Source organism: Streptomyces sp. AP-93 (genome assembly GCF_022808175.1).
Classification (GTDB): domain Bacteria; phylum Actinomycetota; class Actinomycetes; order Streptomycetales; family Streptomycetaceae; genus Streptomyces.
The window spans coordinates 1-26387 of record NZ_JALGBX010000009.1 but is presented as its reverse complement, the minus strand read 5'-3'; the positions used below and the strand labels follow the sequence as shown (position 1 = coordinate 26387).

Below are 26387 nucleotides of genomic sequence, written 5' to 3'. Positions count from 1 at the left end.
TCTCGCCCCTGTGGGGGCGAAGGGACATCCGTAACCGGGATCCACGCCCGCTCGCGCACCATCGCGCGGCGGGCCCGGCCCCATAGGTCATTCACTGTCATCGAGTCCGGACGGGTGAGTCCATCGAGACTGCCCGTCCGATCAGGACAGAAATAGAGACCTTCGGCTGTGTTTGGCTCGAAAGTCTCTTGGAGGTAGTGCATCAGGCGTCTCGACACCATACGACACGACAGTGCCGCATATGAAAGCACTTGAGATATGGATCACAGGTTGCAGTGGAACCAACTGGGTACATTCGAAGGCCGTTAGCGGTCCGTAAGCCCAGATAGACAGGGGTCTGCAAGCAGGCCTCTTCTTTCCCCCGCCGCGGACTACCATCACCCACATGACGCGTGTACTGCTCGCCGAGGACGACGCATCCATCTCGGAACCCCTGGCCCGCGCCCTGCGCCGGGAAGGGTACGAGGTCGAGGTCCGGGAGGACGGCCCCACCGCCCTGGACGCGGGACTGCAGGGCGGCATCGATCTCGTCGTCCTGGACCTGGGCCTGCCGGGCATGGACGGTCTGGAGGTCGCCCGCCGGCTGCGCGCCGAGGGCCACGGCTTCCCGATCCTGGTCCTGACCGCCCGCGCCGACGAGGTCGACACGGTCGTGGGCCTGGACGCCGGCGCCGACGACTACGTGACCAAACCCTTCCGGCTCGCCGAGCTGCTCGCCCGCGTCCGGGCCCTGCTGCGGCGCGGCGCCACCGAGGCCTCCCAGGCCCCCGCCACCCACGGCGTGCGCATCGACGTCGAATCGCACCGCGCGTGGATGGGCGAGGAGGAGCTCCAGCTCACGGCGAAGGAGTTCGACCTGCTGCGGGTCCTGGTCCGCGACGCCGGCCGGGTCGTCACCCGCGACCAGCTGATGCGCGAGGTCTGGGACACCACCTGGTGGTCCTCCACCAAGACCCTCGACATGCACATCTCCTGGCTGCGCAAGAAGCTCGGCGACGACGCGGCCAACCCCCGCTACATCGCCACGGTCCGTGGAGTCGGCTTCCGCTTCGAGAAGAGCTGAAACCGCCCCGGACCGCCCCGGACCACCGGATCGCCCCGGGCCACCCCGACCACCCCGGACCGCACATCTAGGGCATTCTCGGAGCCATGCGCCGCCGTCTGATCAACTCCACGCTCGCCGTGGTGCTCGTCGTCATCGCCGTCTTCGGGGTCTCCCTCGTCATCGTCGAGACCCGCACCATCACCAGCAGCGCCCAGGACCGCATCGAGTCCGAGGCGCTGCGGCTGGTGGGCATCGTCGAGAGCGACGTCCTGGAGAAGAAGCAGGTCGACCCCGGCGCGATCGCCGAACAGCTCGACCCCGGCCGGTACGCCCGGATCACGATCCCCGGCCGGGAGCCCGTCGAGATCGGGACGCGGATCACCGACAGCGTCATCCGGGGCACCGCCCGCGGGGAGCAGGGCGAGACCGTGGTCGTCGAGGAGTCCCGCTCCACCGTCACCCGCGAGGTCGGCCGGACCCTGGCCGTGGTCGGCGCCGTCGCCCTGCTCGCCGTCGTGGCGGCCGTCCTGCTCGCCGTACGCCAGGCCAACCGGCTGGCCTCCCCGCTGACCGACCTCGCCGAGACGGCCGAGCGCCTCGGATCGGGCGACCCGCGCCCCCGCCACAAGCGGTACGGGGTCCCCGAGCTGGACCGGGTCGCGGACGTACTGGACTCCAGCGCCGAGCGGATCGGCCGCATGCTCACCGCCGAGCGGCGCCTGGCCGCGGACGCCTCGCACCAGCTGCGCACCCCGCTCACCGCCCTGTCGATGCGGCTGGAGGAGATCACCGTCACCGACGACCTGGCGACCGTACGGGAGGAGGCGACGATCGCCCTCACCCAGGTGGAACGGCTCACGGACGTGGTCCAGCGGCTCCTGACGAACTCCAGGGACCCGCGCACGGGCTCCGCCGTCCCCTTCGACCTGGACGAGGTCGTCAAACAGCAGCTGGAGGAGTGGCGCCCCGCCTACCGCAGCGCCGGCCGGGCCGTCGTCCGCTCCGGGAAGACCGGCATCCGCGCCGTGGGCACCCCGGGCGCCGTCTCGCAGGTCCTGGCGACCCTGGTGGAGAACTCCCTCATGCACGGCGGCGGCACCGTGGCGCTGCGCACCCGCGTGATCGGCAACCAGGCCGTACTGGAGGTCACGGACGAAGGCCCGGGCGTCCCGCCGGACCTCGGCAACCGGATCTTCGAGCGGGCCATCAGCGGCCGCAACTCCACCGGCATCGGCCTCGCCGTGGCCCGGGACCTCGCGGAGGCCGACGGCGGCCGCCTGGAGCTGCTCCAGACCCGGCCGCCGGTGTTCGCCCTGTTCCTCAGCCGGACCGCGCCGGAGCGCTCCGATCCGGAGCGGACGGTCCGCTGAGGGCGGCCGCGGGCAGGCGGCCGGGGGGTCTCAGTTCGCGGCGGTCTCGGGGGTCCGCGCCGGCGGGGCCGGTATGTCCGCCGGGACCTGGCCATCACGCTGCTCGACGACCAGGGAGGCCGCGGGGGGCGCGGGCAGGGCCTTGAAGACCCAGGTCCGGTAGGACCAGAAGCGGAACACGGTGGCGATGCCGATGCCGGTGAACTTGAAGAAGTTCGAGGCGAGCGGCCCGTCCCAGTGGAAGCCGTAGGTGGCCGTGAACAGGATGCCGTTCTCGATCACGAGCCCGATCGCGCTGAACGCGAGGAAGAGCACGAGCTCGCGGGTGCGGCCCGCTCCGGTCCGGTCGGCCCGGTCCCGGTAGGCGAAGTAGCGGAAGCCCAGGTAGTTCGTGACGATCGCCACCAGGGTGGCTATCACGCTCGCGCGCACCACCTGGAGGTCGGTGACCTGCCTGATCAGGTTGAAGACACCCAGGTTGACCAGGACTCCCAGCCCGCCGACGGCCCCGAACCTGGCGATCTCGCGCGCGAGCCCGCGCACGCGATCGAGGACGGATCCGTTCTCCGGCTTGCTCATATGAGGCTCAGTCCTGTCTTCGGGGCCCCCGTATGAGGCGTCACACGTTTACGTCACTCGTTTACCTGTGCGCGCCCATGCTAAGTGTCGCCCCATCGGTACGTCTGCGCCTTCGGACACCGTGCGACACACGGCACACCCGCCACCCGCCAGCGCCGGGTACCGGCCAAGGACGTCCCCATGCGGGTCCAGATGGCGGAATACCGCCGGATACCCTGGAGGAGTGACGTTCCCGGTAGTCGGCATGGTCGGCGGCGGACAGCTCGCCCGCATGACCCACGAGGCGGGTATCCCCCTCGGCATCAGATTCAAGATCCTCAGTGACACCCCACAGGACTCGGCGGCCCAGGTCGTGAGCGACGTCGTCATCGGCGACTATCGCGATCTGGAGACCCTGCGCGCCTTCGCGCGCGGCTGTGACGTGATCACCTTCGACCACGAGCACGTGCCCATCGCGCACCTGCGGGCCCTGGAAGCCGACGGCATCCCCGTCCGCCCGGGGCCCGACGCGTTGGTGCACGCCGCGGACAAGGGGGTGATGCGCGCCAAGCTCGACGAGATCGGCGCGCCCAGCCCCCGCCACCGGATCGTGAGCGATCCGGCGGACGCGGCGGCCTTCGCCGAAGAGGTCGGCGGGTTCCCCGTCATCCTCAAGACGGTGCGCGGCGGGTACGACGGAAAGGGCGTGTGGTTCGTCCGTACGCAGGCGGACGCCGAGGCCCCGTTCAGGGCGGGCGTCCCGGTGCTGGCCGAGGAGAAGGTGGACTACGTCCGCGAGCTCGCGGCCAACATCGTCCGCTCCCCGCACGGCCAGGCGGTGGCCTACCCCGTCGTGGAGTCCGTCCAGGTGGACGGGGTCTGCGACACGGTCATCGCCCCCGCCCCGAACCTCTCGGAGGCCCTGGCCGGCGAGGCGCAGGCCCTGGCCCTGCGCATCGCCAAGGAACTCGGCGTGACCGGCCACCTGGCCGTGGAGCTCTTCGAGACCACCGACGGCCGGATCCTGGTCAACGAACTGGCGATGCGCCCGCACAACAGCGGCCACTGGACCCAGGACGGTGCCATCACCTCCCAGTTCGCCAACCACGTACGGGCCGTCCTGGACCTCCCCCTCGGCGACCCGCGCCCCCGCGCCCGCTGGACGGTCATGGCGAACGTGCTCGGCGGGGACTACCCCGACATGTACGCGGCGTACCTGCACTGCATGGCCCACGACCCCCAGCTGAAGATCCACATGTACGGCAAGGACGTGAAACACGGCCGCAAGGTCGGCCACGTCAACACCTACGGCGACGACCTGGACGATGTGCTGGAGCGAGCACGTCACGCAGCCGGCTACCTCAGAGGAACCATCCAAGAATGAGCACCTCCGCAGCAGCTCCCGTCATCGGCATCGTCATGGGCTCGGACTCCGACTGGCCCGTCATGGAGGCGGCCGCCCAGGCACTCGACGAGTTCGAGATCCCCTACGAGGTGGACGTGGTCTCCGCCCACCGGATGCCGCGCGAGATGATCGCGTACGGGGAACGGGCCGACGGGCGCGGCCTCAAGGCGATCATCGCGGGCGCGGGCGGCGCCGCCCACCTGCCCGGCATGCTCGCCTCCGTCACCCCGCTGCCCGTCATCGGCGTTCCGGTCCCGCTGAAGTACCTCGACGGCATGGACTCCCTGATGTCGATCGTCCAGATGCCGGCCGGGATCCCCGTCGCCACCGTCTCGATCGCCGGTGCCCGCAATGCCGGGCTGCTCGCCGTACGGATGCTGGCCGCGCACGACCCGGAGCTGCGGGCCCGCATGAACGACTTCCTCCAGGACCTGAACGACCAGGCCACGGAGAAGGGCAAGCGGCTGCGCAACAAGGTCGCGGGCCAGGAGTCGTTCGGATTCGGCAAGTGAGCGCGGCGGGCACGGCGGGCGGGACGGGCGCCGTCCGGCACCTGGACGCGGCGCGCGAACTGCTCGCCGAGCACCCGGTCGTCGACGGACACAACGACCTGCCCTGGGCCCTGCGCGAGACCGTGCGCTACGACCTGGACCGGCGGGACATCGGCCGCGACCAGAAGGGCCACCTGCACACCGACATCCCCCGGCTGCGCGCCGGCGGAGTCGGTGCGCAGTTCTGGTCGGTCTACGTGCGCTCCGACTACGCGGGGGACGACGCGGTCAGCGCCACCCTGGAGCAGATCGACGTCGTCGCCCAGCTGATCGACCGTTACCCGCGCGATCTGGTGCGGGCGCTGACGGCCGACGACATGGAGGCGGCGCGCGCCGAGGGCCGGATCGCCTCGCTGATGGGCGCCGAGGGCGGGCACTCCATCAACAACTCGCTCGCCACCCTGCGCGCCCTGCACCAGCTCGGCGTGCGGTACATGACGCTCACCCACAACGACACCATCGACTGGGCGGATTCGGCGACCGACGAGCCCCGGCACGGGGGCCTCAGCGAGTTCGGCCGCGAGGTCGTCCGCGAGATGAACCGGATCGGCATGCTCGTCGACCTCTCGCACGTCGCCGCGACCACGATGCGCGACGCGCTCGCGGTCACGGCCGCGCCGGTGGTGTTCTCGCACTCCTCGGCGCGGGCGGTCTGCGACCACGTGCGCAACATCCCCGACGACGTGCTGGCGCTGCTGCCGGCCAACGGCGGGGTGGCGATGGCCACCTTCGTGCCCAAGTTCATCCTGCCGGCGGCCGTCGAGTGGACCCTGGCCGCCGACGAGAACCTGCGTGCGCACGGCCACCACCACCTCGACACCACCCCGGCGGCGATGGCCCTGCACCGGGCCTTCGAGGAGGCGCGCCCGCGCCCGGTGGCCACGGCCGCCACGGTCGCCGACCACCTCGACCACATGCGCGAGGTGGCCGGCGTCGACCACATCGGCATCGGCGGGGACTACGACGGCACCGCCTTCACCCCGGCCGGGCTGGACGACGTGGCCGGGTACCCGAACCTGGTCGCCGAGCTGCTGGAACGCCGCTGGTCCAAGGCCGACCTGGCCAAGCTGACCTGGTCGAACGCGGTACGGACGCTGCGCGACGCCGAAGCGGTGGCGCGCGAGCAGTCGGCCTCCCGGGGCCCGTCCAACGCGGTGCTCCAGGTGTGAGGCCGAGGAGCCCCGCCGCTTCCTGACCGGCCCCGCCCGGCGGATCCGGCGTACGGCTGTGACCAGCGAACACCTGCCGGTTACACCCGAACGCCACATCCGCCGGGCGCCTCCGGCGTCCCACATGTCACGGTGGCAACGTCTTCCCTGCTTCTCTCCCGCTGCTTTTCGCAACGACACAGCCGCCGAGACCGGAGCGCACGCCATGGCCGACCTGCAGGACGAACCGCACACGAACCCGGTGACCCCCGTGGGCCCCGGCTCCCTAGGAGCCGAGGATCCCACCGGCACATTGCTCTCAGGGGTCCTGGACCGGGCCGCCGCACTGCTTTGCGTCCATCCCGTCGCGGATGGCTGCAACACCCTCGTCTGGACCCTTCGGAGAAGTCCGTACCACGACATCGACACCTCGGACGCGGGAGTCGACACCGACATCCCGCGGCTGCGCGCCGGGGGAGTGGGTGCCCAGTTCTGGTCGCTGCTCACGCCGCGCGAGGCCCCGGTCGCCGACCAGGTGGTGGCCGACACCCTCGAACAGATCGACGGGGCGCTGGCCCTGATGCGCCGCTACCCCGACAGCCTCTGCCTGGCGCTGACCGCCGACGACCTGGCCGACGCCCGCAACCGCGGCCGCATCGCCTCCTTCCTCGGCCCCGTCCCCGGCCGCACCCTGACCGACTCGCTGGGCGCGCTCCGCGCCTTCCACGCGCTGGGCGTACGGATCCTCGCGCCGGCCGGGGCCCCCTGGGCGATGGAGGGACTGACCGCCTTCGGCCACGAGGTGGTCAAGGAGATGAACCGGCTGGCGATGCTGGTGGACCTCAAGGCCTGCCCGCCGGCGGCGGCCTGCCAACTCGCCGCGGCCTCCAAGGCGCCGGTGATCATCTCGCACACCGGGGCGGCCGCCCTCAACCCGCACCCGGACAACGTCACCGACGAGGTGCTGCTCGCGCTGCGCGCGGCGAACGGCCTGGCGATGGTCAGCTTCGACACCGCGCTCACCGGGGACTCCCTGCACGCGGTCGCGGACCACGTGGACCACGTACGAGCCGTCGCGGGCCCTTGCTGCGTGGGCCTGGGCGCCGGCTTCGGCGCCGAGCCGGGAGTCCCCCGGCCGGCCGGCCTGACGGACCCCTCGGGCTATCCGCGGCTGATCGCGGAACTGCTGGAGCGGGGCTGGCCGGAGACCGACTTGGCGCTGCTGACCTGGGGGAACGCCCAGCGGGTGGTGCGCGACGCGGAGTTCACGGCCCGCGCGGCGCAGCACCGTAGGGCAGCGCCCTGAGCGGGAGCTAGACGCGCGCCGGCACTTCGGAGCCGGCCTTGGGCGCCGGGGCCGTCGCGGTCCCGGCGTCGTTCCCGTTCCCGTTCCCGTTCCCGTTTCCGGTTTCGGGTACGGGGCTCACGCTCGCCCGCCACAGGCGCAGGCAGGACCAGACGGCGGCCCAGCCCAGCAGGCCGTTGCGGAGCACCAGGAGGAACGTGCCGAAGCCGGTGCCCGGGAGGATCTCCGAGCCGTAGGTCAGCGGGTAGATCACCGTGCTGAGCGCGGTGGAGGCCACGATCAGCCAGGCCACCGGCCGCTGCGTGGTGTGCTTGCAGGTCAGGCAGACGGCCGCGAGGCCGACCAGCCAGATCAGGTACTGCGGGCTGAGCACGCGGCTGGTGATGGTGAAGACGAGGATGGCGCACAGCGCGGCGTCCAGCGGGGTCGCGGTCGTCCAGCGCCGGGCCTTCACCCGCCACAGCAGCAGCCAGGCGAACCCGACGACCGTGAGGCCGACGGAGAGCAGGGCGACGCTGGAGACGTACGGGCCGAGGTACTCGTAGGCGCCGTAGCGGACCTCGACCTTCCCGGACCAGGCGCCGACGAGCTTGCCGAGCATCAGGGCCGAGCCGCCGAGGGACTCGACCTGGATGCCGCGGTTGCCCTGGTTGCCCAGGAAGCCGAGGGTGTCGCGGAAGAACAGCGCGAGCACGGCGAGCAGGACGGCCCCGGCCGCCACGGCCGACAGGACGGCGTCGCGGGTGGTGCGGCCGCGCGGGGTGCCGATCAGCGTGAGCAGCGGCCAGACCTTGACCAGGGCGCCGACTCCGGCGAGGACGCCGCCGAGCTTGCGGCGGAAGCGCAGGCACAGCAGCGAGCCGACGGCGAGCAGGGTGACCTGGAGGTCGTAGCGGCCGAAGGGCAGCGACAGCAGCAGCGGCAGCGTGGTCAGCCACAGCACGGCGCCGGCCAGGCTGCCGTCGGCGCGGCGGGCGGCGCGGACCAGGCCGATGGCGATCAGCGCGTCGCAGATGACGGTCAGGGCGACGAAGGCCTGGAAGTAGCTGAGGAAGGGGAGCAGGTCGGGCGACAGGAAGATCGCCGCCGCGGCCGGCGGGTACTGCCACATGACGTCGTCGTGCGGCATGGTCCCCGTGACGAGGACGTCGTACCAGTTGTTGTAGGTCTGGGTGATCTCCACGCGCACCGAGGAGGTGCCGTGCAGGTTGACCACGAGGAGGACCACCATCAGCGTCCGGGTGGCCAGCCAGAAGCCCGCCATGGCCAGGCGGCCGGCGCGCCCCCGGAGTGCGGAGTCGATGGTCGTGCTCGTACTGGTCATCGGCCGCGAGTCTAGCGATCCCTCGCGCGCGGTCCCGGCTGCTCTGGCCAACGATCCGGTGACGAGATGTGAAACCGCGCATTCCGCAACGAAGCGGATCAAGGGCTGCCGGGGGTCGGCTGCCGGGGTCGCGGGTCGGCGGTCGCGGGTCGGTCGTCGCAGGTCGAGCGTCGAGCGTCGAGCGTCGCGCGTCGCGCGTCGCGCGTCAGGCGCGGGGGCGGCCCATCGCGCGGTAGGTCCAGCCGGCGGCGCGCCACCGGTCGGGGTCGAGGGCGTTGCGGCCGTCGAGGACGAGCCGGTCGGTGACGACCTCGCCGAGGGCGGCGGGATCCAGGTCGCGGAACTCCCGCCACTCGGTGAGGTGCAGGACGACCTCGGCGCCGCGGGCGGCGTCCAGGGCGGTGCCCGCGTACCCGAGGGTGGGGAAGACCCGGCGGGCGTTGTCCATGCCCTTGGGGTCGTAGACGGTGACCTGGCCGCCCTGGAGGTGGATCTGGCCGGCCACGTTCAGCGCGGGGGAGTCGCGGACGTCGTCGGAGTCCGGCTTGAAGGTGGCGCCCAGGACGGCGACGCGCTTGCCGAGGAAGGAACCGCCGACGGCCTCGCGGGCCAGCTCGACCATGTGGCCGCGGCGGCGCATGTTGATGGAGTCGACCTCGCGCAGGAAGGTCAGGGCCTGGTCGGCGCCGAGCTCGCCGGCCCTCGCCATGAACGCGCGGATGTCCTTGGGCAGGCAGCCCCCGCCGAAACCGATGCCGGCGCGCAGGAACTTCTTGCCGATGCGCTCGTCGTGTCCGATGGCCTCGGCCAGCTTCGCCACGTCGCCGCCGGCGGCCTCGCAGACCTCGGCCATGGCGTTGATGAAGGAGATCTTCGTGGCGAGGAAGGAGTTGGCGGCGGTCTTGACCAGCTCGGCGGTGGGGAAGTCGGTGACGACCAGCGGCGTGCCCTCGCCCATGGGGGTCGCGTAGACCTCCCGCAGGACCTTCTCGGCGCGTTCGCCGCGCTCGCCGTCGACCCCGATGACGATCCGGTCCGGGTGCAGGGTGTCCTGGACGGCGAAGCCCTCGCGCAGGAACTCCGGGTTCCAGGCGAGCTCGATCTCCTCGCCGGCCGGGGCGAGCGCGGTCAGCTTCGCGGCGAGGCGCTCGGCGGAGCCGACGGGCACGGTGGACTTGCCGACGACCAGGGCGGGCCGGGTCAGGTGCGGGGCGAGCGATTCCATGGCGGAGTCGACGTAACTCATGTCGCAGGCGTACTCGCCGTGCTTCTGCGGGGTGTTCACGCAGACGAAGTGGACGTCGCCGAAGGCGCCGACCTCCTCCCAGGAGGTGGTGAAGCGCAGCCGGCCCGTGGAGCCCGGCAGTCCGGCCACGTGCGCGGCCAGCAGTTCCTCCAGCCCCGGCTCGTACATGGGCACGCGCCCGCCGGCCAGCATGGCGATCTTCTCCGGCACCACGTCCAGTCCGAGCACCTCGAACCCCAGCTCCGCCATTGCCGCGGCGTGCGTGGCGCCGAGGTATCCGGTGCCGATCACAGTGATCTTGAGGGGGGCCATGAGTGCTCCTGGAGGTGCGGGGCCGTTCGCGGCAACCGAGCATAGTCGGGCCGGTGGCCGGGGATGCATTCCGGAGTCCGTCACCGGGTAGCCGCCCCGCTGTCATGCAACTCACGTGCGACGGCCGTGTCGCGGTCGGCGGCCGGATACTAAGCTTGGGCTACTTAACGGTAGTTAACACCACGCACCACCTGGGGAGTGAGAGATCTTGGCGGGTTCTGCCGACTTCGACCTGTACCGCCCGGCCGAGGAGCACGACATGCTCCGCGAGTCCGTCCGCGCGCTCGCCGAGGCGAAGATCATGCCCTTCGCCGCCGCGGTCGACGAGGAGTCCCGCTTTCCGCAGGAGGCCCTGGACGCCCTCGTCGCCAGCGACCTGCACGCCGTCCACGTGCCCGAGACCTACGGCGGCGCGGGCGCCGACGCCCTCGCGACCGTGATCGTGATCGAGGAGGTGGCCCGCGTCTGCGCGTCCTCCTCCCTCATCCCGGCGGTCAACAAGCTCGGCTCGCTCCCGGTGATCCTCTCCGGTTCCGAGGAGCTCAAGGCCAAGTACCTCGGCCCGCTGGCCAAGGGCGACGCGATGTTCTCGTACGCCCTCTCCGAGCCCGAGGCGGGCTCGGACGCCGCGGGCATGAAGACCCGCGCCGTGCGCGACGGGGACTTCTGGGTGCTCAACGGCGTCAAGCGCTGGATCACCAACGCCGGCGTCTCCGAGTACTACACGGTCATGGCCGTCACCGACCCGGAGAAGCGTTCCAAGGGGATCTCGGCCTTCGTCGTCGAGAAGTCCGACGAGGGCGTCTCCTTCGGCGCCCCGGAGAAGAAGCTCGGCATCAAGGGCTCCCCGACGCGCGAGGTCTACCTCGACAACGTCCGCATCCCCGCCGACCGCATGATCGGCGCCGAGGGCACCGGATTCGCCACCGCGATGAAGACCCTCGACCACACGCGCATCACCATCGCCGCCCAGGCGCTGGGCATCGCCCAGGGCGCCCTGGACTACGCCAAGGGCTACGTCCAGGAGCGCAAGCAGTTCGGCAAGCCGATCGGCGACTTCCAGGGCGTGCAGTTCATGCTCGCGGACATGGCCATGAAGATCGAGGCCGCCCGACAGCTGACGTACTCGGCCGCGGCCCGCTCGGAGCGCGTCTCCGGCGGCGGCCCGCACGAGGACCTCACCTTCTTCGGCGCCGCGGCCAAGTGCTTCGCCTCCGACGTGGCCATGGAGGTCACCACGGACGCGGTCCAGCTCCTCGGCGGCTACGGCTACACCCGTGACTACCCGGTGGAGCGCATGATGCGCGACGCGAAAATTACTCAGATTTACGAAGGAACGAACCAAATCCAGCGGATTGTCATGGCCCGCAACCTGCCGTAGGCAGGCCCCGGCCCGTGTGAACGCGTGCGCCCCCGACATATGCCGGGGGTGCCGCGGACGCCCCGTACGGCGTGGCTAGGCTGTGCGCCCGGCCGGTCTTCGGTACGGGATCAGGGGCGGGTTTCGGGGCGGGGAACGAACGTGTTCGTAGAACGTGACATAGCGGAACTGATGCAGCAGATCGCCCGGCAGGACGTCCTGGAGATCGGCTCCAACGGGACCATCCAGCACGTGCGGGGTGCCTCCCTGGCCCACATCGCCGAGTGCTACGGCTTCGAGTACTACGAGACGCTGCGCACCGGGCATCAGAAGGCGTACGTCCTGGTCCGGATGTACCGGGACCCGCGCCCCGAGGCCCGGGCCCGCGAGGCGGCCGCGATCACCGCACACCCGCAGGCGGGCAACGGCGGGACGGTGCCGGGGATGCGGCAGGGAACGCTCAAGCCCCTGGCGGAAGCGGCGGAGGCCGTCGCCGGGATGAAGGACCGGATCCGGTTCGACATCGGGGGTGCCGCGGTGGACAAGCGCCAGCAGATGACCGCGTACGGGTTCTGCGCCTTCGCCGCCCTCTTCATGGCGGCCCTCGGAAAGCCGGTCCTCGGGCTCGTCGTCGGCGTCACCCTCACCGCCTTCCTGGTCGGCGCCTTCCGGTTCGGCGCGGTCCGCCGGAGCCGGATCGCACAGCGGCTGCGGGACGCCGGGTACCTCCAGGTGCGCGACGAGCGGGGAGCGGAGCGCTTCCTGCGCCCCGGCCAGCAGCTCCCCGGTCACGCCAACCCCTTCGCATCCTGACCGACATGACCGCCGCGACCGCCGTGACGCCCTGAGCAGCGGCGCAGACGGCCGCACACATCGGGCACCTGCCCCCTGGGGATCCCCCGGATGGGCTAAATTTGGACCTTCGTACGCCGGAACCGGTTGGGGAGAACGCAAATGACGGAAGCGATCCTGCTGGTCGGCGGACAGGGGACGCGGCTGCGCCCCGTCACGGTGAACACGCCGAAGCCGATGGTCCACACGGCAGGTGTTCCCTTCCTCGCCCACCAGATCGCCCGCGCCGCCGCCGCCGGCGTCACGCACATCGTGATGGCCACCTGCTACCTCGCCGAGGTCTTCGAGCCCTACTTCGGGGACGGGTCCGACTTCGGCGTCCACCTGGAGTACGTGGTCGAGGACGAGCCCCTGGGCACCGGCGGCGCCATCCGCAACGCGGCGCGGCTGCTCACCGGCGGGCCGGACTCCTCCGTGCTCGTCTTCAACGGGGACATCCTCACCGGCCTGGACATCGCCGGGCTCGTCGAATCGCACAAGGCGGCCGACGCCGACGTCTCGCTGCACCTGGTCCGGGTCGACGACCCGCGCGCCTTCGGCCTGGTCCCCACCGACGCCCACGGGCGGGTGCTGGCCTTCACCGAGAAGCCGCAGACGCCCGAGGAGATCATCACCGACCAGATCAACGCCGGCTGCTACGTCTTCCGGCGCAGCGTGATCGACACCATCCCGGCCGGCCGGTCCGTCTCCGTGGAGCGCGAGACCTTCCCCGGGCTGCTCGCCTCCGGGGCCACCCTGCACGGGGTCACCGAGAACACGTACTGGATGGACCTCGGGAAGCCGGAGGCGATCATCCAGGCCTCCGCCGACCTGGTCCGCGGCGTCGTCCCCTCCCCGGCCGTCCCCGGACGCCGCGGCGAGTCCCTCGTCCTGCCCGGCGCCCACGTGGCGGCCGGCGCCAAGCTGTCGGGGGGCACCGTCGTGGGCGCCGGAGCCCGCGTCGAGGCCGGTGCGGTCGTCCAGGGCTCCATCGTGCTGGCGGACGCGGTCGTCGGCCCCGACGCACAGGTGTCCGCCAGTCTGATCGGCGCCGGCGCCTCGGTGGGCGCGCGGACCGTACTGGACGCCGCCGTCATCGGTGACGGAGCCGTCGTGGGGGCCGACAACGAGCTCCGTGCCGGCGCCCGGATCTGGTGCGGGGCGCAGCTGCCCGACGCGGCGATCCGGTTCTCCTCCGACGCCTGAGCCGACGCCCGGGCCGGAGCCCGGGCGTCGGCTCAGGCGCCCCGGCAAGGGGCGCCCCGCCTCCGTGATCAGTTCCCGCGGACGGTGACCTTCTCGTCCTTCTGGATCTGCTGGACCAGCTGCTGCACCTTCGCCTTGTCCCAGACGAGGTTGCCGCCGCGCTGACCGGAGATCGGCATGTTCATGGACACGCCGTCACCGCCGCTGATGCCCTTCATCGCGAAGAACATCGACCCCATGTCGTACAGGCCCATGTCCTTGTCCACGATCAGCGTGTCCAGACCCGCGCCCAGCACCGGGTACAGCGAGAACGGGTTCAGGATCGTCGTCGGGGTCGCCGCCTGGCTGGCCAGCGCCGACAGGAACTTCTGCTGGTTCTTGGTCCGCTGCAGGTCCGACTCGGCGAAGGCGTACCGGGTCCGTACGTAGGCCAGCGACTGCTCGCCGTTCAGCGTCTGGGTGCCCTCCTTGAAGTCGGCCCCGGACTTCTCGTCCTTGAACCCCTTCTCGATGTTCAGCTCCACCCCGCCCAGCGCGTCCACGATGTTCGCGAAGCCGGCGAAGCCGATCTCCGCGTAGTGGTCGATGCGCAGGCCGGTGTTGAACTCCACCGTCCGCACCAGCAGCTCCGGGCCGTCCTGCGCGTACGCCGCGTTCAGCTTGGTCCGCTTGCCGGTGCCCGCGAACTTCTTGCCCGACTCGGAGCCGACGAAGGACGGGATCTCCACGTCGGAGTCGCGCGGCAGGGAGATCATCGTGTTCCCGCTGGAGCACTTGGCGAGGATCATCATCGAGTCGGTGCGCTTGCCCTCGGCCGAGCCGGTGTGGAGCTTCTTCTTGTCCTCGGCGGACATGCCCTCACGGCTGTCGGAGCCCACGATCAGGTAGGTCGTGCAGTCGCCTTCCTTCGGGCGCTCGATGACCTTGGAGAGGTCGACTTCGCGGCGGACGTTGGAGTCGGCCCAGAAGTACGTTCCGATGCCCGTCACGAGCAGGCCCGAGACCAGCACGATCGAGCCGATCTTGATCCGCTTGCGCCAGTCCGGGGCCGGTCCCGCCGACCGGCCCGGGCCGCCGGGGCCACCCGGTCCGCGCCCGCGCGGCCCGGCGGGCGGGCGGGCGGCCTGGCCGCCGCCGTAGACCTGGCCGGTGTTGTAGCCGCTGTCGTAGCTGCCGCCGGAGCTGCCGCCGCTGTACGAGCCGTCCTGCTGCGGAGGCACGTAAGCGGGCCCGGCCGGCGGCTGAGCCGGGCGGCGCGGGGGCTGCTGCGGCTGCGGCGGCAGCTGGGGCTGCCGGGACGCCTGGGGGCCGGGGCCGGGCCGCTGGACGTGCCTCATCCGCCGCGCGCCTTCCGGCTCCGCCTGGCCGCTGCCGCGGCCGTACCCGTCATCGCGGCGGCCGCGCTGGTCCTGCTCGCCGCTCCACCCGTCCCTGTCACTCATGTCCCCAAGAATGCCTGGCCGGGAGGACCGCGGAACACCCCGGGTGGCTCTTCGTACCGGTGCTGTTGCAGAGCTGATGCCGGGGCAGCGCACTTAAGCTGTCCCCATGACAGACATACCGGGCGACCCGGCGGGGAAGCCGATCTCGGCTTCCCGCACCACCCTGAGCCACATCATGACCGCCAACGACACCAACCTCCTCGGCACGGTGCACGGCGGTGTGATCATGAAGCTGGTGGACGACGCGGCCGGCGCCGTGGCCGGCCGCCACTCCGGCGGCCCGGCGGTCACCGCCTCCATGGACGAGATGGCCTTCCTCGCCCCCGTCCGCGTCGGCGACCTCGTCCACGTCAAGGCCCAGTGCAACTGGACCGGCCGCTCCTCCATGGAGATCGGCGTACGCGTCCTCGCGGAGCGGTGGAACGAGTCCACCCCCGCCACCCAGGTCGGCAGCGCCTACCTCGTCTTCACCGCGGTCGACGCCGAGGGCAAGCCCCGCCAGGTCCCGCAGGTGATCCGGGAGACCGAGCGGGACGAGCGGCGCTACCAGGAGGCCCAGATCCGCCGCACCCACCGGCTCGCCCGCCGCCAGGCCATCCGCGACCTGCGGGAAGAGCGGTCCGCACAGGGGCTGGACGCCGACGTCTAGGCCCCTCCCCGCCGGGTCCGGTCAGGAGCCGCCGCAGACCACCTGGTCACCGGTGACCACGCCGAATTCGCCCTGGTACGGGTCCTCCGCGCGCACCGCCACCACCTTGCGGTAGTCGGCGCCCGCGATCACCACGACGGTCCGCCCCTGCCCCCGCACGGCCCGCATCTCACTGCCGGGCAGCGCGGTCGACACCGTACGGGCCGACCGGTCCCAGCGCGGGTCGTACGTGATCACCGTGCGCTTGACCTCCCGGCTCGCGCCGTTCCCCGGAGCCCGGGTGGTGTCGAAGCCGGTGGCGCGCAGCGCCGAGTCCACCCGGGTGCCCAGTCCGTCGATCCGGGTGCCGTTCTCCACCTGGACCCGGACCTGCCCCGGGGGCACGTCCACCGGCACCGCCGGCTGCCGGCGCACCGGCTTGCCGGGTGCGGGGGCCGGGGACAGCGGGCGGTCGTCGCGCAGCGCCTGGAAGAGCTTCGCGGCCTTGCCCTCGTCCCATTTCACGGTGGAGCCGATGCCCTTGACCGGGAAGGACGGGTTGCCGACGGGCACGGAGGCGAACTCCGAGGAGGACGGGGTGAAATCGCGCATCGCCTGCCCGAGCGCCAGCATCTGCTCCGAACCGAAACCCCTGTCGGCCCGCACCGAGCCCAGCAGGGTGGAGCTGACCTGCTTGAACTTGACGGGGTTGAGCAGTACCCCGCCCCCGGTGGCCTGCTTGATCAGAGCGGCGATGAACCGCTGCTGGCGCTGCATCCGGCCCAGGTCCGAGGCCCCGTCGACATGGCGCGAGCGCACGTACTGCAGGGCCTGGCCGCCGCTGAGCCGGTGGGTGCCGGGGAGCAGGTCGAGGCCGGTGTTGGGGTCCTTCATGGTCTTGGCGGTGCAGATCTCCACGCCGCCCATGGCGTCGACCGTCTTCATGAAGCTGGTGAAGTCGACCTCCAGGTAGTGGTCGATCTTCACGCGGGTCATGTTCTCCACGGTGCGCACGGTCAGCTGGGGCCCGCCCTCGGCGTAGGCGGCGTTGAGCTTCACGGGGTGGGCCCCGTGCGGTTTGCCGCTGGAGCCGTCCACGTGCGCGGGCAGCTCCACGAAGCTGTCGCGGGGGAGGCTGACCACACTCGCCCGGGCCCGGTCCGCCGAGAGGTGGACCAGCATGACGGTGTCGGTGCAGTGGCAGGGCGCGCCGCCCAGGCGGTACTCGCGCTTCTCCTCGGCGGTGATCTTGTCGCGGCCGTCGGTGCCGACGAGCAGGAAGTTCACCCCGTGCCCGGCCTGCGGGCGGTTCTTCATGTCCTTGAAGGGGTCCACGCGCTGGATCCCGGTGTCCAGCCCGGTCATCACGGCGTGTCCGAGGGCTCCCGAGCCCAGGACCAGCGCCGACAGCCCCGCGGCGAGCCGGACCCCCCATCGGGGTCTGTCCGCAGGCCGGTACCCGCCCGCCCGGGATCCGGCCGGACCGCCGGGCCGCGGCGCGCGCTGCGACGGCCGGGCGGACCGGGCGGGCAGGGCGGGTCGGGTGGGACGGTGCGGCTGGGGCACGGGGGACACCTCGCACGTTCGGCAGATTCGTCAGAACAGTAGGTCCATACGATCAGCCGTTGTCCGTACTGCTCATCCGGCGCGCACCCGGTTCCCCCGTACGCGGTAACGTGACACCGATACCCGACCTTGAAGGACCACATGCCCGCCCAGCAGCCCCCAGTCTCGGTGATCATGCCGGTACTCAACGAGGAGCGCCATCTGCGCGACTCGGTCCACCACATCCTCGGACAGGAGTACGGGGGTGAGATGGAAGTGGTGATCGCGCTCGGGCCCTCCACGGACCGTACGGACGAGATCGCCGCCGAGCTGGTACGCGAAACTGCGTCCAATCAACGCGCCAGGGTCCACACCGTCCCGAACCCCACCGGCCGCACCCCCGCCGCCCTCAACGCGGCCATCCAGGCCTCGCGCCACCCGATCGTGGTGCGCGTGGACGGCCACGGCATGCTCTCCCCGAACTACATCGCCACCGCGGTCCGCCTCATGGAGGAGACCGGCGCGCAGAACGTCGGCGGCATCATGCACGCCGAGGGCGAGAACCCCTGGGAGGACGCCGTCGCCGCCGCGATGACCTCGCGGATCGGAGTCGGCAACGCCGCCTTCCACACCGGTGGCAAGGCCGGCCCCGCCGACACCGTCTACCTCGGGGTGTTCCGCCGGGAGGCCCTGGAGGCCGCCGGCGGGTACAACGTGGAGTTCATCCGCGCGCAGGACTGGGAGCTGAACTTCCGCATCCGCGAGGCCGGCGGGCTCATCTGGTTCTCGCCGGAGCTGAAGGTCCAGTACCGACCGCGGCCCTCGGTGCGGGCGCTCGCCAAGCAGTACAAGGACTACGGGCGCTGGCGCCACGTGGTGGCCCGCTACCACTCGGGCTCCATCAACCTGCGCTACCTCGCCCCGCCGGCCGCGGTCTGCGCGATCGCCGCCGGTCTGGTCGTCGGAGCGGCCGTCACCCCGTGGGCCTTCGTCGTCCCGGCGGGCTACCTCGCCGCGATCACCGCCGGGTCCCTCCCGGCCGGCAAGGGCCTGTCGGTCAGGGCCCGGCTGCGGATCCCCGTCGCCCTGGCGACCATGCACCTGTGCTGGGGCTACGGCTTCCTGACGAGCCCGCGCTCGCTCGCCGCCAAGGTCATCGCGAGCCGCCGCCCGTCGGTGAGCCGGGACGCCGCCGAGCTCTGAGCTCGCGTACATGCACCGAAGGGGTGACCCGGTCCTCGTGGGACCGGGTCACCCCTTCGGTGTGTTCGGCTCGCTTCAGTGTGAAGGTGTCAGCTCACCAGCGGTACGGCTTGTAGATGTCCATGCAGCTGGTGTCCGTGCCGTTGAGCACGTCGGCCGATTCCGGGACGTCGCCGGCCTCGGGCGGCGCCTGCTGCGGGTAGACCGTGCCCTCGCGCCAGTCCGCGCCCACCAGGACCGTGATCCTGGACGCCGCGGCCGACTTCTGCACGGAGGTGGCGGGGATGCCGAGCGCCGCGGCCACGCTCTGCGCGTCGGCGGCCTGCGCGTCCGTGGCGTAGCGGACGACCGTCGCCTTCTCCGGGGTGAGCGCGCCGTCCGCCTTGGCCAGCGCGAACCCCTTGGCGACGAGCTGGCCCGCGATGGCCGTGGCCCGCTTGCCCACCGGCTGCGCCCCGACACCCGTGCCGTTGACCACCTGCACGGCGATCTTCGCGGGGTCGGAGGCCGGCGGCGCCGAGGACGGCTGCGGGGTCGCCGCGGGGGCCGACGGCGATCCGCTCCCGGCGGGCGCCGGGTCGCCGTTCTTGTCCATGGCGACGTCCTTGCGGATCAGGTCCCACACCTTCGGGGCGTCCGTGGGGTTGACGATCAGCCGGTTCCTGTCGCTCGGCGCCGGCAGCACCGGGATCGTGGCCGTCGTGATGCGGTTGACGGGCACGTCCTTGAGCAGCAGGGCGAGGTCGAGGAGCTTCTTGACCGTCCCGATCTCCTCCGACACCTGAAGCGACTTCGTGGCCGCCTCGGCCAGGCCCGTGAGGCGGGGGAGGTCGGTGAAGGCGTTCTGGCTCTTGAGCCCGCGCATCATCGAGTTCATGTACATGTGCTGCGCCTTGGCCCGGCCCATGTCACTGCCGAAGGCGTGCCGGGTGCGCAGCCACTGGAGCGCCTGCTCGCCCTGGATCGTGGTCTTGCCCGCCTCCAGCCTGAGGCCGGAACCGCCCTTCTCCAACCCCGGCTTCCAGGAGTCGTCGACGTTCTGGTTGACGCAGACGTCGACGCCGCCGATCGCGTCGGCCATGCTCACGACACCGGCGAAGTCGATCGTCATCCAGTGGTCGACGTAGACGTTGGCCAGCTTCTCCCAGGTGGCCAGGGTGCAGCCGGCACCCCCGCGCCCGAAGCTCTGGTCGATCGTGGCCTTGGTGGCCTTGTACTTCTCGCCGGACTTGGGGTCGGTGCACTCCGGGATGTCCACGATCGTGTCGCGCGGAACGGAGGTCACCGAGGCGTTCTTCCGGTCGGCCGATATGTGGATCAGCATCTGCACGTCGGCCCGCGCGGGGGCGCCGACCAGGTCCCGGCCACCGCCGAGTTCCTGGTTCTCCGCCTTGTCGCGGCTGTCGGAGCCGAGCATCAGGATGTTGAGCGGGCGCCGGCCCGCGGCGTCGGCCTCGGTCCTGGCGACCCCGCTGTCGCCGCTCAGGCGCTGGCCGCTGCGGATGTTGCCGTTGAGGTGGCGGTAGTAGAGGTAACCGGCCGCCGCCGTCACGAGTATGAGCAGCGCCACGATGGAGGCCGCCCAGCGCAGTACGCGCCGCCCCCGCCGGACCGGCCGCTTGCCGCCGCCGCTCCCGCGACCGGCGCGGCGGTGACCGGAGCCGGACCTCGGCGCGGGTACGGCACTGGTGGCCGTCGGACGGGTGCCGGCGCCGGATATGCCGTCGCCGGCCGGGCCCGGCGCCCCCTCCCCTTGCACGCTGCTGTGCCTCACGCGTCCCCCATCACGATCACTCTGTGTCGGTATTGTGCCGGTCCGATGTGCTCCGGCACGTCATTTCGTGACCGCGGAGGGCCGGTCGGCCCGCCTGTCGGTCACTTGGCGCAGACGGCCTTGTCCGCCTCGACCCGCTGGACGCCCTCCGGCGCCTTCTGAGGCGCCGTCATGGAGACTCCCGCCCCCTTGAAGTCCGCGCCGAGCGTCAGCTTCATCGGCGTCCTGGGCGCGGCGTCGGCCGTGCCCGGCTTCAGTGCCGTCGCGGGAAGCCCCATCATGTCCGCCAACGCCCTGGCCTGATCGGCCTGGTTGGGTGCGTACTCCAGCTGCGTGGCCGCCACCTTGGCGGGCGCGTTGCCCAGGTTGCTGGACTTGAGCACCCCCTCGGTGTTCTGCAGCCAGTTCAGCGTGCCGGACGCGGATCCGGCCGGGCCGCCGCCGTTGTAGACGTCCACCCGGACGTCCTTGGCCGCCGCGCGGGGGCCCTGCATGAGGGCGTCCAGCTTGGCCTTCGCGTCCGAGGCCGCCGCGTCCTTCGCGGCCTGTTCCTTCTTCTCGACCTCCGTGAGCGAGACGTCCCCGCGGATCATCTGCAACAGCGGTTCGGCCTGAGCCTGGTTGACCACCACGGTGGCCTTGACCTTCTCCGCCGGATTGTCGAGCACCGGAAGCGTGGTGAAGGTGATGTTCTTCAGGTCGATGCTCTTCAACTCGCCCGCGAGAGCGGTGAGTTTCCCGATCGAACCTATCCCCGAATCCACGCTCAGCGACTTCGTGGCGGCTTCCGCGAGGGAGAGGAACTTCTTCGGACTCGTCAGCGTTTCCTTGGACTTCATCTCGCGCATCATCGAACCGAGGAACTGCTGCTGGGTCTTGATGCGGTCGAGGTCGCTCTCGTTGCCGAAGGCGTGCCGGGTCCGTACGAAGGCCAGCGCTTGCTCGCCCTGCAGCCGGTGCTCGCCCGCCGTCAGCTTGAGCTTGGAGTCCTTGTCGTTGACGTCCTTGGCCACGCACACCGGCACCCCGCCGACCGCCGTGCTCAGGTTCTTCACCGCGTTGAAGTCGGCCATCATGAAGTGGTCGACCTGGATCCCGGTGAGCTCCCTGACCGTGCGCATCGTGCAGCCCGGGTCGCGGCCCGACTGCCCGAGACTGGTGTTGAAGCGGGCCCCGCGCTCGCCGGGGATGTCCTTCGTCGAACCGTCCGGCTGCTTCGTGGGACAGACCGGCAGATCGGTGATCAGGTCGCGCGGGATGGACAGCGCCGTGGCGTTGGAGCGGTCCTTCGAGACGTGGAAGAGGATCGTCGTATCGGCGTGGCCGACGCTGCCGGCGTCCCCGTACCCCTCGTTGCCCGCGCCGCTGCGCTTGTCCGTGCCGATGACCAGGATGTTGATCGGCTGGTCCTTGCGGAAGCCGCCGCTCGTGCCCGCGTCCCCGACATCGGTGACCACGATGTTGCCGTTCAGGTGCTGGTAGTAGAGGTATCCCGCCACCGAGCCGCCGACCAGCAGCACCGCCAGGGTCCCGCCGGTGATGGTCAGGGCCCGTTTGCGGCCCCCGCCGCCGACTTTGCGCGAACGCGCGCCGCGCCGGCCGCCGCCGGGCGGAGGGCCGTCGCCGCGGCGCGGTCCGGGGACCGCGGGGGACGGGGCCGCGGGGGAGCGGGGAGGAACGGGGGCTCTGCGGGGCGCCGCGCGGGGGACGGACCGCTGCGCGGGTGCTTGCGCAGCGGAATCTTCCAGTCGCAGCTCGTAGTTGCCGGTGCGGGGGTTGAGTACCCACTGGTCTGCGGGGTCGATCTCGTCGGCCCGTCCACGGCTTTGCGCATCCACGGTTTGCTCGAATCCTCCGTCGGTGCTTCGCGACGCGCCTCCCCCAGGCGCACGGTCAACGATCCGGCTGCTGGCACACGGCCTCTGTGCTGGCCGGGCGCCGGATCGCTCACCTTATCCGGACACGTTCGCCGCAAACCATGCTGGTGATGAATTCCACGCACTTACAACGGGGCAATCGCCCCAACAAGCTCGGCCCGGGCACCGGCTTTTGGGATTGCTTTACCGGCAGTCCGCCACACCGGCCGTGGTGCCGGTGAACGTGGGGACGGGAGTGGGGGGCTGGTCCGCGGTTCCCGGCCCGTCCGCCGTGGCGCGCGTCGCGTCGCCGGCCGCCGCCTCGTCCCGCTCCCCGGCCGGAGCGGGCGTGGCCGTGGCCGCGGGCGGGGCGATGGTGAGCGGCTGGTCCGCCCGCAGCCGCTGGAAGAGCTGGGTCGCGTCCGGCTGGCGCAGTTCGTCCCGGTTGCGGTCGGCGGCGTACGGCCGGCGCGGCACCGTGAGGAACTTGATCTGGTCGGTCGGGATGTCGCGTACGCCCCGGACCAGTTCGTACAGCCCCCGCAGCGAGGCCAGCCCCGGGTCGGTGGTCACCGAGGAGGTCGCCGCGTCCAGCAGCGGGTACAGCCGCGCCGGATTGAGCAGCACCCCGTTGCTCTGCACCTTCTTGACGAGCGACCCGAGGAACGCCTGCTGGCGCTCCATCCGCTCGGTGTCGCTGCCGTTGCCCAGGCTGTAGCGGGCCCGTACGAAGCCCAGCGCCTGCTCGCCCTGCAGGGTCTGCCGGCCCGCCGGCAGCTTCAGCTTGGCCTCGGTGTCGTCCACCGGCCGGCGCAGGCACACCTCCACCCCGCCGATGGCGTCGATCATCTTCTTGAAGCCGTTGAAGTCCAGCACCATGTGGTGATCGACCCGGATCCCGGTCATCGCCTCGACCGTACGGATCGTGCAGGCGGTGCCGCCCCACTCGAAGGCCCAGTTGAACTGGGCGAACTGCTCCCGGGTGCGGCTGCCGTCCGCCTTCAGGCAGGCGGGTACCTCCGCCATCAGGTCCCGCGGTATCGACACCGCCGTGGCGCTCTTCCGGTCCGCCGGCAGGTGCAGCAGGATCGTGGTGTCCGAGCGCTGCGTGCCCTCGTCCTGCCCGTACGGGGCGTTGCCTGCACCGGTGCGCGAGTCCGAGCCGATCAGCAGGATGTTCTGCGCGCCGCCCGCCAGGTGGGCCGGGCGCTCCTTGTCATAGCGCCGCAGCTCGGCGGCGGCCGAGGTGTCCTCGGCGATGTTCCCGTCGAGCTTGGAGTAGATCCACCAGCCCGTGCCCGCCCCGACGACGACGAGCAGGCCGGTCCCTAGCCCGATCCAGCGCAGCAGCCGGCGCCGCTTGCGGCCGTTCGGAGGCTGCTCGCCTCCGGCCGCATCGGTGCCGCCCGGTATGCCCGCGCTGTCCGTCACTCGCGTTCCGTCCCCTCACCCGAACCGGTACGGGCCGTACGGGTGAGTACGGCCTGTGCCGATCCTGCCCCCGGGTGATCGATGCGGCCCGGGGGCGCGACCGTGTATAGGGCCATGTGGGTGACAAATGGCCGATATCCGGCATTGGGCGGTGTGGGTGACGGCGGGGGCGGGCCGGGTCAGGCCGTGTGGGTGACCCGCTCGCTCTCGATCCTCTGCGCCAGCGCCCCGTCCGCCAGCCCCTCGGCATTGCGGCACAGCACCACGGAGCCGCCCGTGGCCAGGGCCGCGTAGAGCCCGGCCGAGAGACCCTCCCAGCTGTCGTAGCCCTGCCGGGACAGCACCCGCGCCCCCTCGCCGAAGCCGAGCTTCGCCGCGTCCTCGCGGGCCCGCTCGCAGATCCGGGCGTACGAGAGCTCCTCGCCGCCCACCACCAGCCCCGGGCCGTCCGCGTCCACGGGCTGGAAGGGCGCGAAGCGGTCGCCCTGCCCCGGCACCTCCACGGCGTAGTCGGCGAACCCGGCCGGCGGCTGCGGGAAGCGCCCGCCCAGCGGGCGCAGCGCGAGCGCCACCCGCTCGCCGGAGCACGCGGAGGCCTCCTCCAGCGTGTCCGGGCCGCTCACCACGAGATCGGCGCCGCCCGGATCCCCGCCCACCTCCACCACGACCCCGACGGAGGCGCAGGCGAGCAGCCACACGGCGCTCTGCCAGTGCGCGGGGAGCAGCAGGGCGAGCCGGTCGCCCGGCTCGGCGCCCAGGTCGCCCTGGAGCAGATTGGCGGTTTTGGCCACCCAATTGGCGAGGGTGGCGACGGACAATTCGACGCGCTCGCCCGTGGCGTCGTCGTAGAAGGTGACGAGCGGGCGGCCGGGATCGGCGGCGAGCGCGGATCGCAGCAGGTCGGCAGGGGTGCGGTCAGTGGCGTTCACGGACCAGAGCCTACGCGGGGCGGCCCGCGCCCCTCCTCCGTACGGCCGCAGCACGATCCCCCGTACGGAGGAGGGGTATGCCGCCCGGACCGGACGGCGCGTCAGTTCTCGGATGGCGCCGGCCCCGGGCAGTCCCGAGCATCCTTTCCATGCGTGCATTCCTTGCTTCCTCGATCGGCGTCGCGACGGCTGCCGCACTGGCCCTGCCGCTCGCGCTCTCCTCCACGGCCCTCGCCCACCCGGCAGCGACGCAGTCATCGGCCGGGGCGGGCTCGGCAGCCCCCGCGGCCCCCGCCGGATCCACCCAGTCCCTGCCGCTCGTCCCCGTGGGACCCGCGGCGGACCGCGCCCCCGTGGCCCGCGGCATGAGCACCTCGCCCCGGCTGCCCGAGACGCGGGGCCTGTCGGCGCGCGAGGTCAAGACCTTCTCGCTGGTCGGCGTCGTCTGGGACGACGCGAGCACCCACCTCGACGGCCGCGTCCAGGTCCGCACCCGCTCCGTGGTCACCTCGGCCTGGTCCGAATGGCAGGACGTCGACACCCACAGCAGCGAACACGCCGCCGACCCCGACACGGTCGAACGCGGCTCCGGCCGGGTCCGCGGCAGCACCGCCCCCCTGTGGGTCGGGCAGTCCGACGGCATCGAGGTCCGCGTCCACGCGGAACCGGGCGGCCACGTGGTGAGCAGCGGGCTCCCGACGGGCATGCGCATCGAACTGGTGGACCCGGGAGACTCGTCCCGCCCCCACTCGGACGCGAAGAACGGCACAGCGGAACCCTCGCCCGTCGTCGACGACGACGACAAGGGCGAGCTGGCGCTCCTCCCCGGCATGACGATGGAGATGGCGGAGTCCTCCTCCGCCAACGTCCCGATGGCACCCCTGGGCGCCCAGGAGATCCCCGCCCTCAACAAGGCCGACTCCACCGCCGACGCGGTCCTCGCCGACGAGGCGCTCGCGGCCGCCCCGTACATCGGCCCCCGCCCGAAGATCGTCACCCGGCTGGGATGGGGCGCGGACGAGAGCCTGCGCGAAAAGGGCTTCGTCTACACGAACACGGTCAAGGCCGCCTTCGTCCACCACACCGCCTCGGGCAACAACTACGCCTGCAAGGACGCCCCGGCGGTCCTGCGCAGCCTGTACCGCTACCACGTGGTCAGCAGCGGCTGGCGCGACATCGGCTACAACTTCGCCGTCGACAAGTGCGGCACCGTCTACGAGGGCCGGGCGGGCGGAGTCGCCAAGGCGGTGCTCGGCGCGCACACCATGGGCTTCAACACGGACAGCATGGGCGTGGCCGTCATCGGCACCTTCGCCTCCACGGCGCCCCCCAAGCCTGCGGTGGACGCGGTGGCCCGCCTCACGGCCTGGAAGCTGGGCCTCTTCGGAGCGGACCCCCGCGCGAAGACCACGCTGCGCTCGGGCGGCGGCAACCTCTACACGAAGGGCAGCAACGTCCGCCTGAACGTCATCTCGGGCCACCGGGACGGCTTCGCCACGGAATGCCCCGGCCGCCACCTCTACACCCAACTCCCCCCCACCCGAACCGCCTCAGCCAAACTCCAGGGCCGCCCGTAGCCACGCGTTCCTTCTTGACGCGGCACTCGCACCACTCGGCCCTGGCGGGCCTCCCGGGCTTCGCGCCGCTGCGCCGAACTCCGTCCGGCGGGGGCCGGTCCGGGCTGCCGCCACTGCCGTCCCGGCGCGGGGGACGGTGGGCGCGCGCGGCTGGCTGGTCCCTGAGGGGCGGGTTCCCCCACCCACCCTTCGCCCGCTCCCCGGGCGCCGCCCGGACCCGTTCCCGGGGGCGTCGCCGCTGCACGGAGGCCCGCCCCCGGCCCCCCCCCGTTATGTTTTTCGCGGTCCTGCAATGGGGCCACTGGCCTCCGGGCCCGGTATGACTGTGTCCCCTCTGTCG

General features: G+C 71.7%; 21 protein-coding genes. 12 read left to right on the top strand and 9 right to left on the bottom strand.

What is annotated here, in order from left to right:
* Positions 1–385: 385 nt before the first annotated feature.
* Positions 386–1063: a response regulator transcription factor gene (locus tag MTF69_RS16540; RefSeq protein ID WP_243335168.1), complete on the top strand. Its 678-nt coding sequence runs from the start codon at positions 386–388 to the stop codon at positions 1061–1063.
* An 86-nt stretch (positions 1064–1149) separates the two neighbouring features.
* Positions 1150–2415, top strand: coding sequence for an ATP-binding protein (locus MTF69_RS16535; protein WP_243335165.1), 1266 nt, complete (start codon positions 1150–1152; stop codon positions 2413–2415).
* A gap of 30 nt (positions 2416–2445) precedes the next feature.
* Here the strand turns inward: MTF69_RS16535 and MTF69_RS16530 are convergent, their stop codons facing one another.
* Positions 2446–2994 carry a GtrA family protein gene (locus MTF69_RS16530; protein WP_243335149.1) on the bottom strand — a complete coding sequence of 183 codons (549 nt, stop codon included), beginning with the start codon at positions 2992–2994 and terminating at the stop codon, positions 2446–2448.
* 121 nt (positions 2995–3115) lie between these two features.
* On the opposite strand from MTF69_RS16530, the gene MTF69_RS16525 reads away from it, so the two are divergent.
* From MTF69_RS16525 to MTF69_RS16510, 4 genes are all read left to right on the top strand, one after another.
* Positions 3116–4357, top strand: coding sequence for a 5-(carboxyamino)imidazole ribonucleotide synthase (locus MTF69_RS16525; RefSeq protein ID WP_374323193.1), 1242 nt, complete (start codon positions 3116–3118; stop codon positions 4355–4357).
* Positions 4354–4890, top strand: coding sequence for a 5-(carboxyamino)imidazole ribonucleotide mutase (gene purE, locus MTF69_RS16520; RefSeq protein ID WP_243335148.1), 537 nt, complete (start codon positions 4354–4356; stop codon positions 4888–4890). The genes MTF69_RS16525 and purE overlap by 4 nt, the downstream gene beginning before the upstream one ends.
* Complete coding sequence (locus MTF69_RS16515) at positions 4887–6098, top strand: dipeptidase (RefSeq protein WP_243335146.1); 1212 nt, start codon at positions 4887–4889, stop codon at positions 6096–6098. Before purE ends, MTF69_RS16515 begins: the two co-directional genes overlap by 4 nt.
* 205 nt (positions 6099–6303) lie before the next feature.
* Entirely contained in the window at positions 6304–7383 is a 1080-nt protein-coding gene (locus tag MTF69_RS16510) for a membrane dipeptidase (RefSeq protein WP_243335144.1), read from the top strand.
* A 7-nt stretch (positions 7384–7390) separates the two neighbouring features.
* Here the strand turns inward: MTF69_RS16510 and MTF69_RS16505 are convergent, their stop codons facing one another.
* Entirely contained in the window at positions 7391–8707 is a 1317-nt protein-coding gene (locus MTF69_RS16505) for a glycosyltransferase family 87 protein (RefSeq protein WP_243335142.1), read from the bottom strand.
* Between the two features lie 205 nt (positions 8708–8912).
* Positions 8913–10265, bottom strand: a complete 1353-nt coding sequence (locus tag MTF69_RS16500; protein ID WP_243335140.1) for a UDP-glucose/GDP-mannose dehydrogenase family protein — start codon at positions 10263–10265, stop codon at positions 8913–8915.
* Between the two features lie 208 nt (positions 10266–10473).
* Here MTF69_RS16500 and MTF69_RS16495 point away from each other — a divergent pair, with 208 nt between their 5' ends.
* From MTF69_RS16495 to MTF69_RS16485, 3 genes are all read left to right on the top strand, one after another.
* Positions 10474–11646, top strand: a complete 1173-nt coding sequence (locus MTF69_RS16495; RefSeq protein ID WP_243335139.1) for an acyl-CoA dehydrogenase family protein — start codon at positions 10474–10476, stop codon at positions 11644–11646.
* A 141-nt stretch (positions 11647–11787) separates the two neighbouring features.
* Positions 11788–12438 carry a hypothetical protein gene (locus tag MTF69_RS16490; protein ID WP_243335137.1) on the top strand — a complete coding sequence of 217 codons (651 nt, stop codon included), beginning with the start codon at positions 11788–11790 and terminating at the stop codon, positions 12436–12438.
* A gap of 141 nt (positions 12439–12579) precedes the next feature.
* Complete coding sequence (locus tag MTF69_RS16485) at positions 12580–13662, top strand: NDP-sugar synthase (protein ID WP_243335135.1); 1083 nt, start codon at positions 12580–12582, stop codon at positions 13660–13662.
* A gap of 68 nt (positions 13663–13730) precedes the next feature.
* Here the strand turns inward: MTF69_RS16485 and MTF69_RS16480 are convergent, their stop codons facing one another.
* Entirely contained in the window at positions 13731–15104 is a 1374-nt protein-coding gene (locus tag MTF69_RS16480; RefSeq protein WP_243335132.1) for an LCP family protein, read from the bottom strand.
* A 106-nt stretch (positions 15105–15210) separates the two neighbouring features.
* On the opposite strand from MTF69_RS16480, the gene MTF69_RS16475 reads away from it, so the two are divergent.
* Positions 15211–15753, top strand: coding sequence for an acyl-CoA thioesterase (locus MTF69_RS16475; RefSeq protein ID WP_243335130.1), 543 nt, complete (start codon positions 15211–15213; stop codon positions 15751–15753).
* Positions 15754–15774: 21 nt separating this feature from the next.
* Here MTF69_RS16475 and MTF69_RS16470 read toward each other — a convergent pair whose 3' ends face one another.
* On the bottom strand, positions 15775–17298 hold the full coding sequence (locus MTF69_RS16470; RefSeq protein ID WP_243335128.1) for an LCP family protein: 1524 nt from the start codon (positions 17296–17298) through the stop codon (positions 15775–15777).
* A gap of 141 nt (positions 17299–17439) precedes the next feature.
* Here MTF69_RS16470 and MTF69_RS16465 point away from each other — a divergent pair, with 141 nt between their 5' ends.
* Positions 17440–18480: a glycosyltransferase family 2 protein gene (locus MTF69_RS16465; protein ID WP_243335126.1), complete on the top strand. Its 1041-nt coding sequence runs from the start codon at positions 17440–17442 to the stop codon at positions 18478–18480.
* Positions 18481–18574: 94 nt separating this feature from the next.
* Here the strand turns inward: MTF69_RS16465 and MTF69_RS16460 are convergent, their stop codons facing one another.
* From MTF69_RS16460 to MTF69_RS16445, 4 genes are all read right to left on the bottom strand, one after another.
* A complete protein-coding gene (locus MTF69_RS16460; protein WP_243335125.1) occupies positions 18575–20254 on the bottom strand; it encodes an LCP family protein in 1680 nt (559 codons plus the stop codon).
* A gap of 101 nt (positions 20255–20355) precedes the next feature.
* On the bottom strand, positions 20356–22092 hold the full coding sequence (locus MTF69_RS16455) for an LCP family protein (protein WP_243335123.1): 1737 nt from the start codon (positions 22090–22092) through the stop codon (positions 20356–20358).
* 222 nt (positions 22093–22314) lie between these two features.
* Positions 22315–23541, bottom strand: coding sequence for an LCP family protein (locus MTF69_RS16450; RefSeq protein ID WP_243335121.1), 1227 nt, complete (start codon positions 23539–23541; stop codon positions 22315–22317).
* Positions 23542–23720: 179 nt separating this feature from the next.
* Entirely contained in the window at positions 23721–24470 is a 750-nt protein-coding gene (locus MTF69_RS16445; RefSeq protein ID WP_243335119.1) for a TIGR03089 family protein, read from the bottom strand.
* A 149-nt stretch (positions 24471–24619) separates the two neighbouring features.
* Here MTF69_RS16445 and MTF69_RS16440 point away from each other — a divergent pair, with 149 nt between their 5' ends.
* Positions 24620–26047, top strand: a complete 1428-nt coding sequence (locus tag MTF69_RS16440) for a peptidoglycan recognition protein (protein WP_243335116.1) — start codon at positions 24620–24622, stop codon at positions 26045–26047.
* Positions 26048–26387: the final 340 nt, after the last annotated feature.

Bases quoted from the DNA above. Each gene is read 5' to 3' on its own strand.
- MTF69_RS16510 (WP_243335144.1), top strand. From the start codon at position 6,304: ATGGCCGACCTGCAGGACGAACCGCACACGAACCCGGTGACCCCCGTG.
- MTF69_RS16530 (WP_243335149.1), bottom strand. From the start codon at position 2,994: ATGAGCAAGCCGGAGAACGGATCCGTCCTCGATCGCGTGCGCGGGCTC.
- MTF69_RS16535 (WP_243335165.1), top strand. From the start codon at position 1,150: ATGCGCCGCCGTCTGATCAACTCCACGCTCGCCGTGGTGCTCGTCGTC.
- MTF69_RS16440 (WP_243335116.1), top strand. From the start codon at position 24,620: ATGCGTGCATTCCTTGCTTCCTCGATCGGCGTCGCGACGGCTGCCGCA.
- MTF69_RS16505 (WP_243335142.1), bottom strand. From the start codon at position 8,707: ATGACCAGTACGAGCACGACCATCGACTCCGCACTCCGGGGGCGCGCC.
- MTF69_RS16480 (WP_243335132.1), bottom strand. From the start codon at position 15,104: ATGAGTGACAGGGACGGGTGGAGCGGCGAGCAGGACCAGCGCGGCCGC.
- purE (WP_243335148.1), top strand. From the start codon at position 4,354: ATGAGCACCTCCGCAGCAGCTCCCGTCATCGGCATCGTCATGGGCTCG.
- MTF69_RS16465 (WP_243335126.1), top strand. From the start codon at position 17,440: ATGCCCGCCCAGCAGCCCCCAGTCTCGGTGATCATGCCGGTACTCAAC.
- MTF69_RS16485 (WP_243335135.1), top strand. From the start codon at position 12,580: ATGACGGAAGCGATCCTGCTGGTCGGCGGACAGGGGACGCGGCTGCGC.
- MTF69_RS16540 (WP_243335168.1), top strand. From the start codon at position 386: ATGACGCGTGTACTGCTCGCCGAGGACGACGCATCCATCTCGGAACCC.
- MTF69_RS16475 (WP_243335130.1), top strand. From the start codon at position 15,211: ATGACAGACATACCGGGCGACCCGGCGGGGAAGCCGATCTCGGCTTCC.
- MTF69_RS16500 (WP_243335140.1), bottom strand. From the start codon at position 10,265: ATGGCCCCCCTCAAGATCACTGTGATCGGCACCGGATACCTCGGCGCC.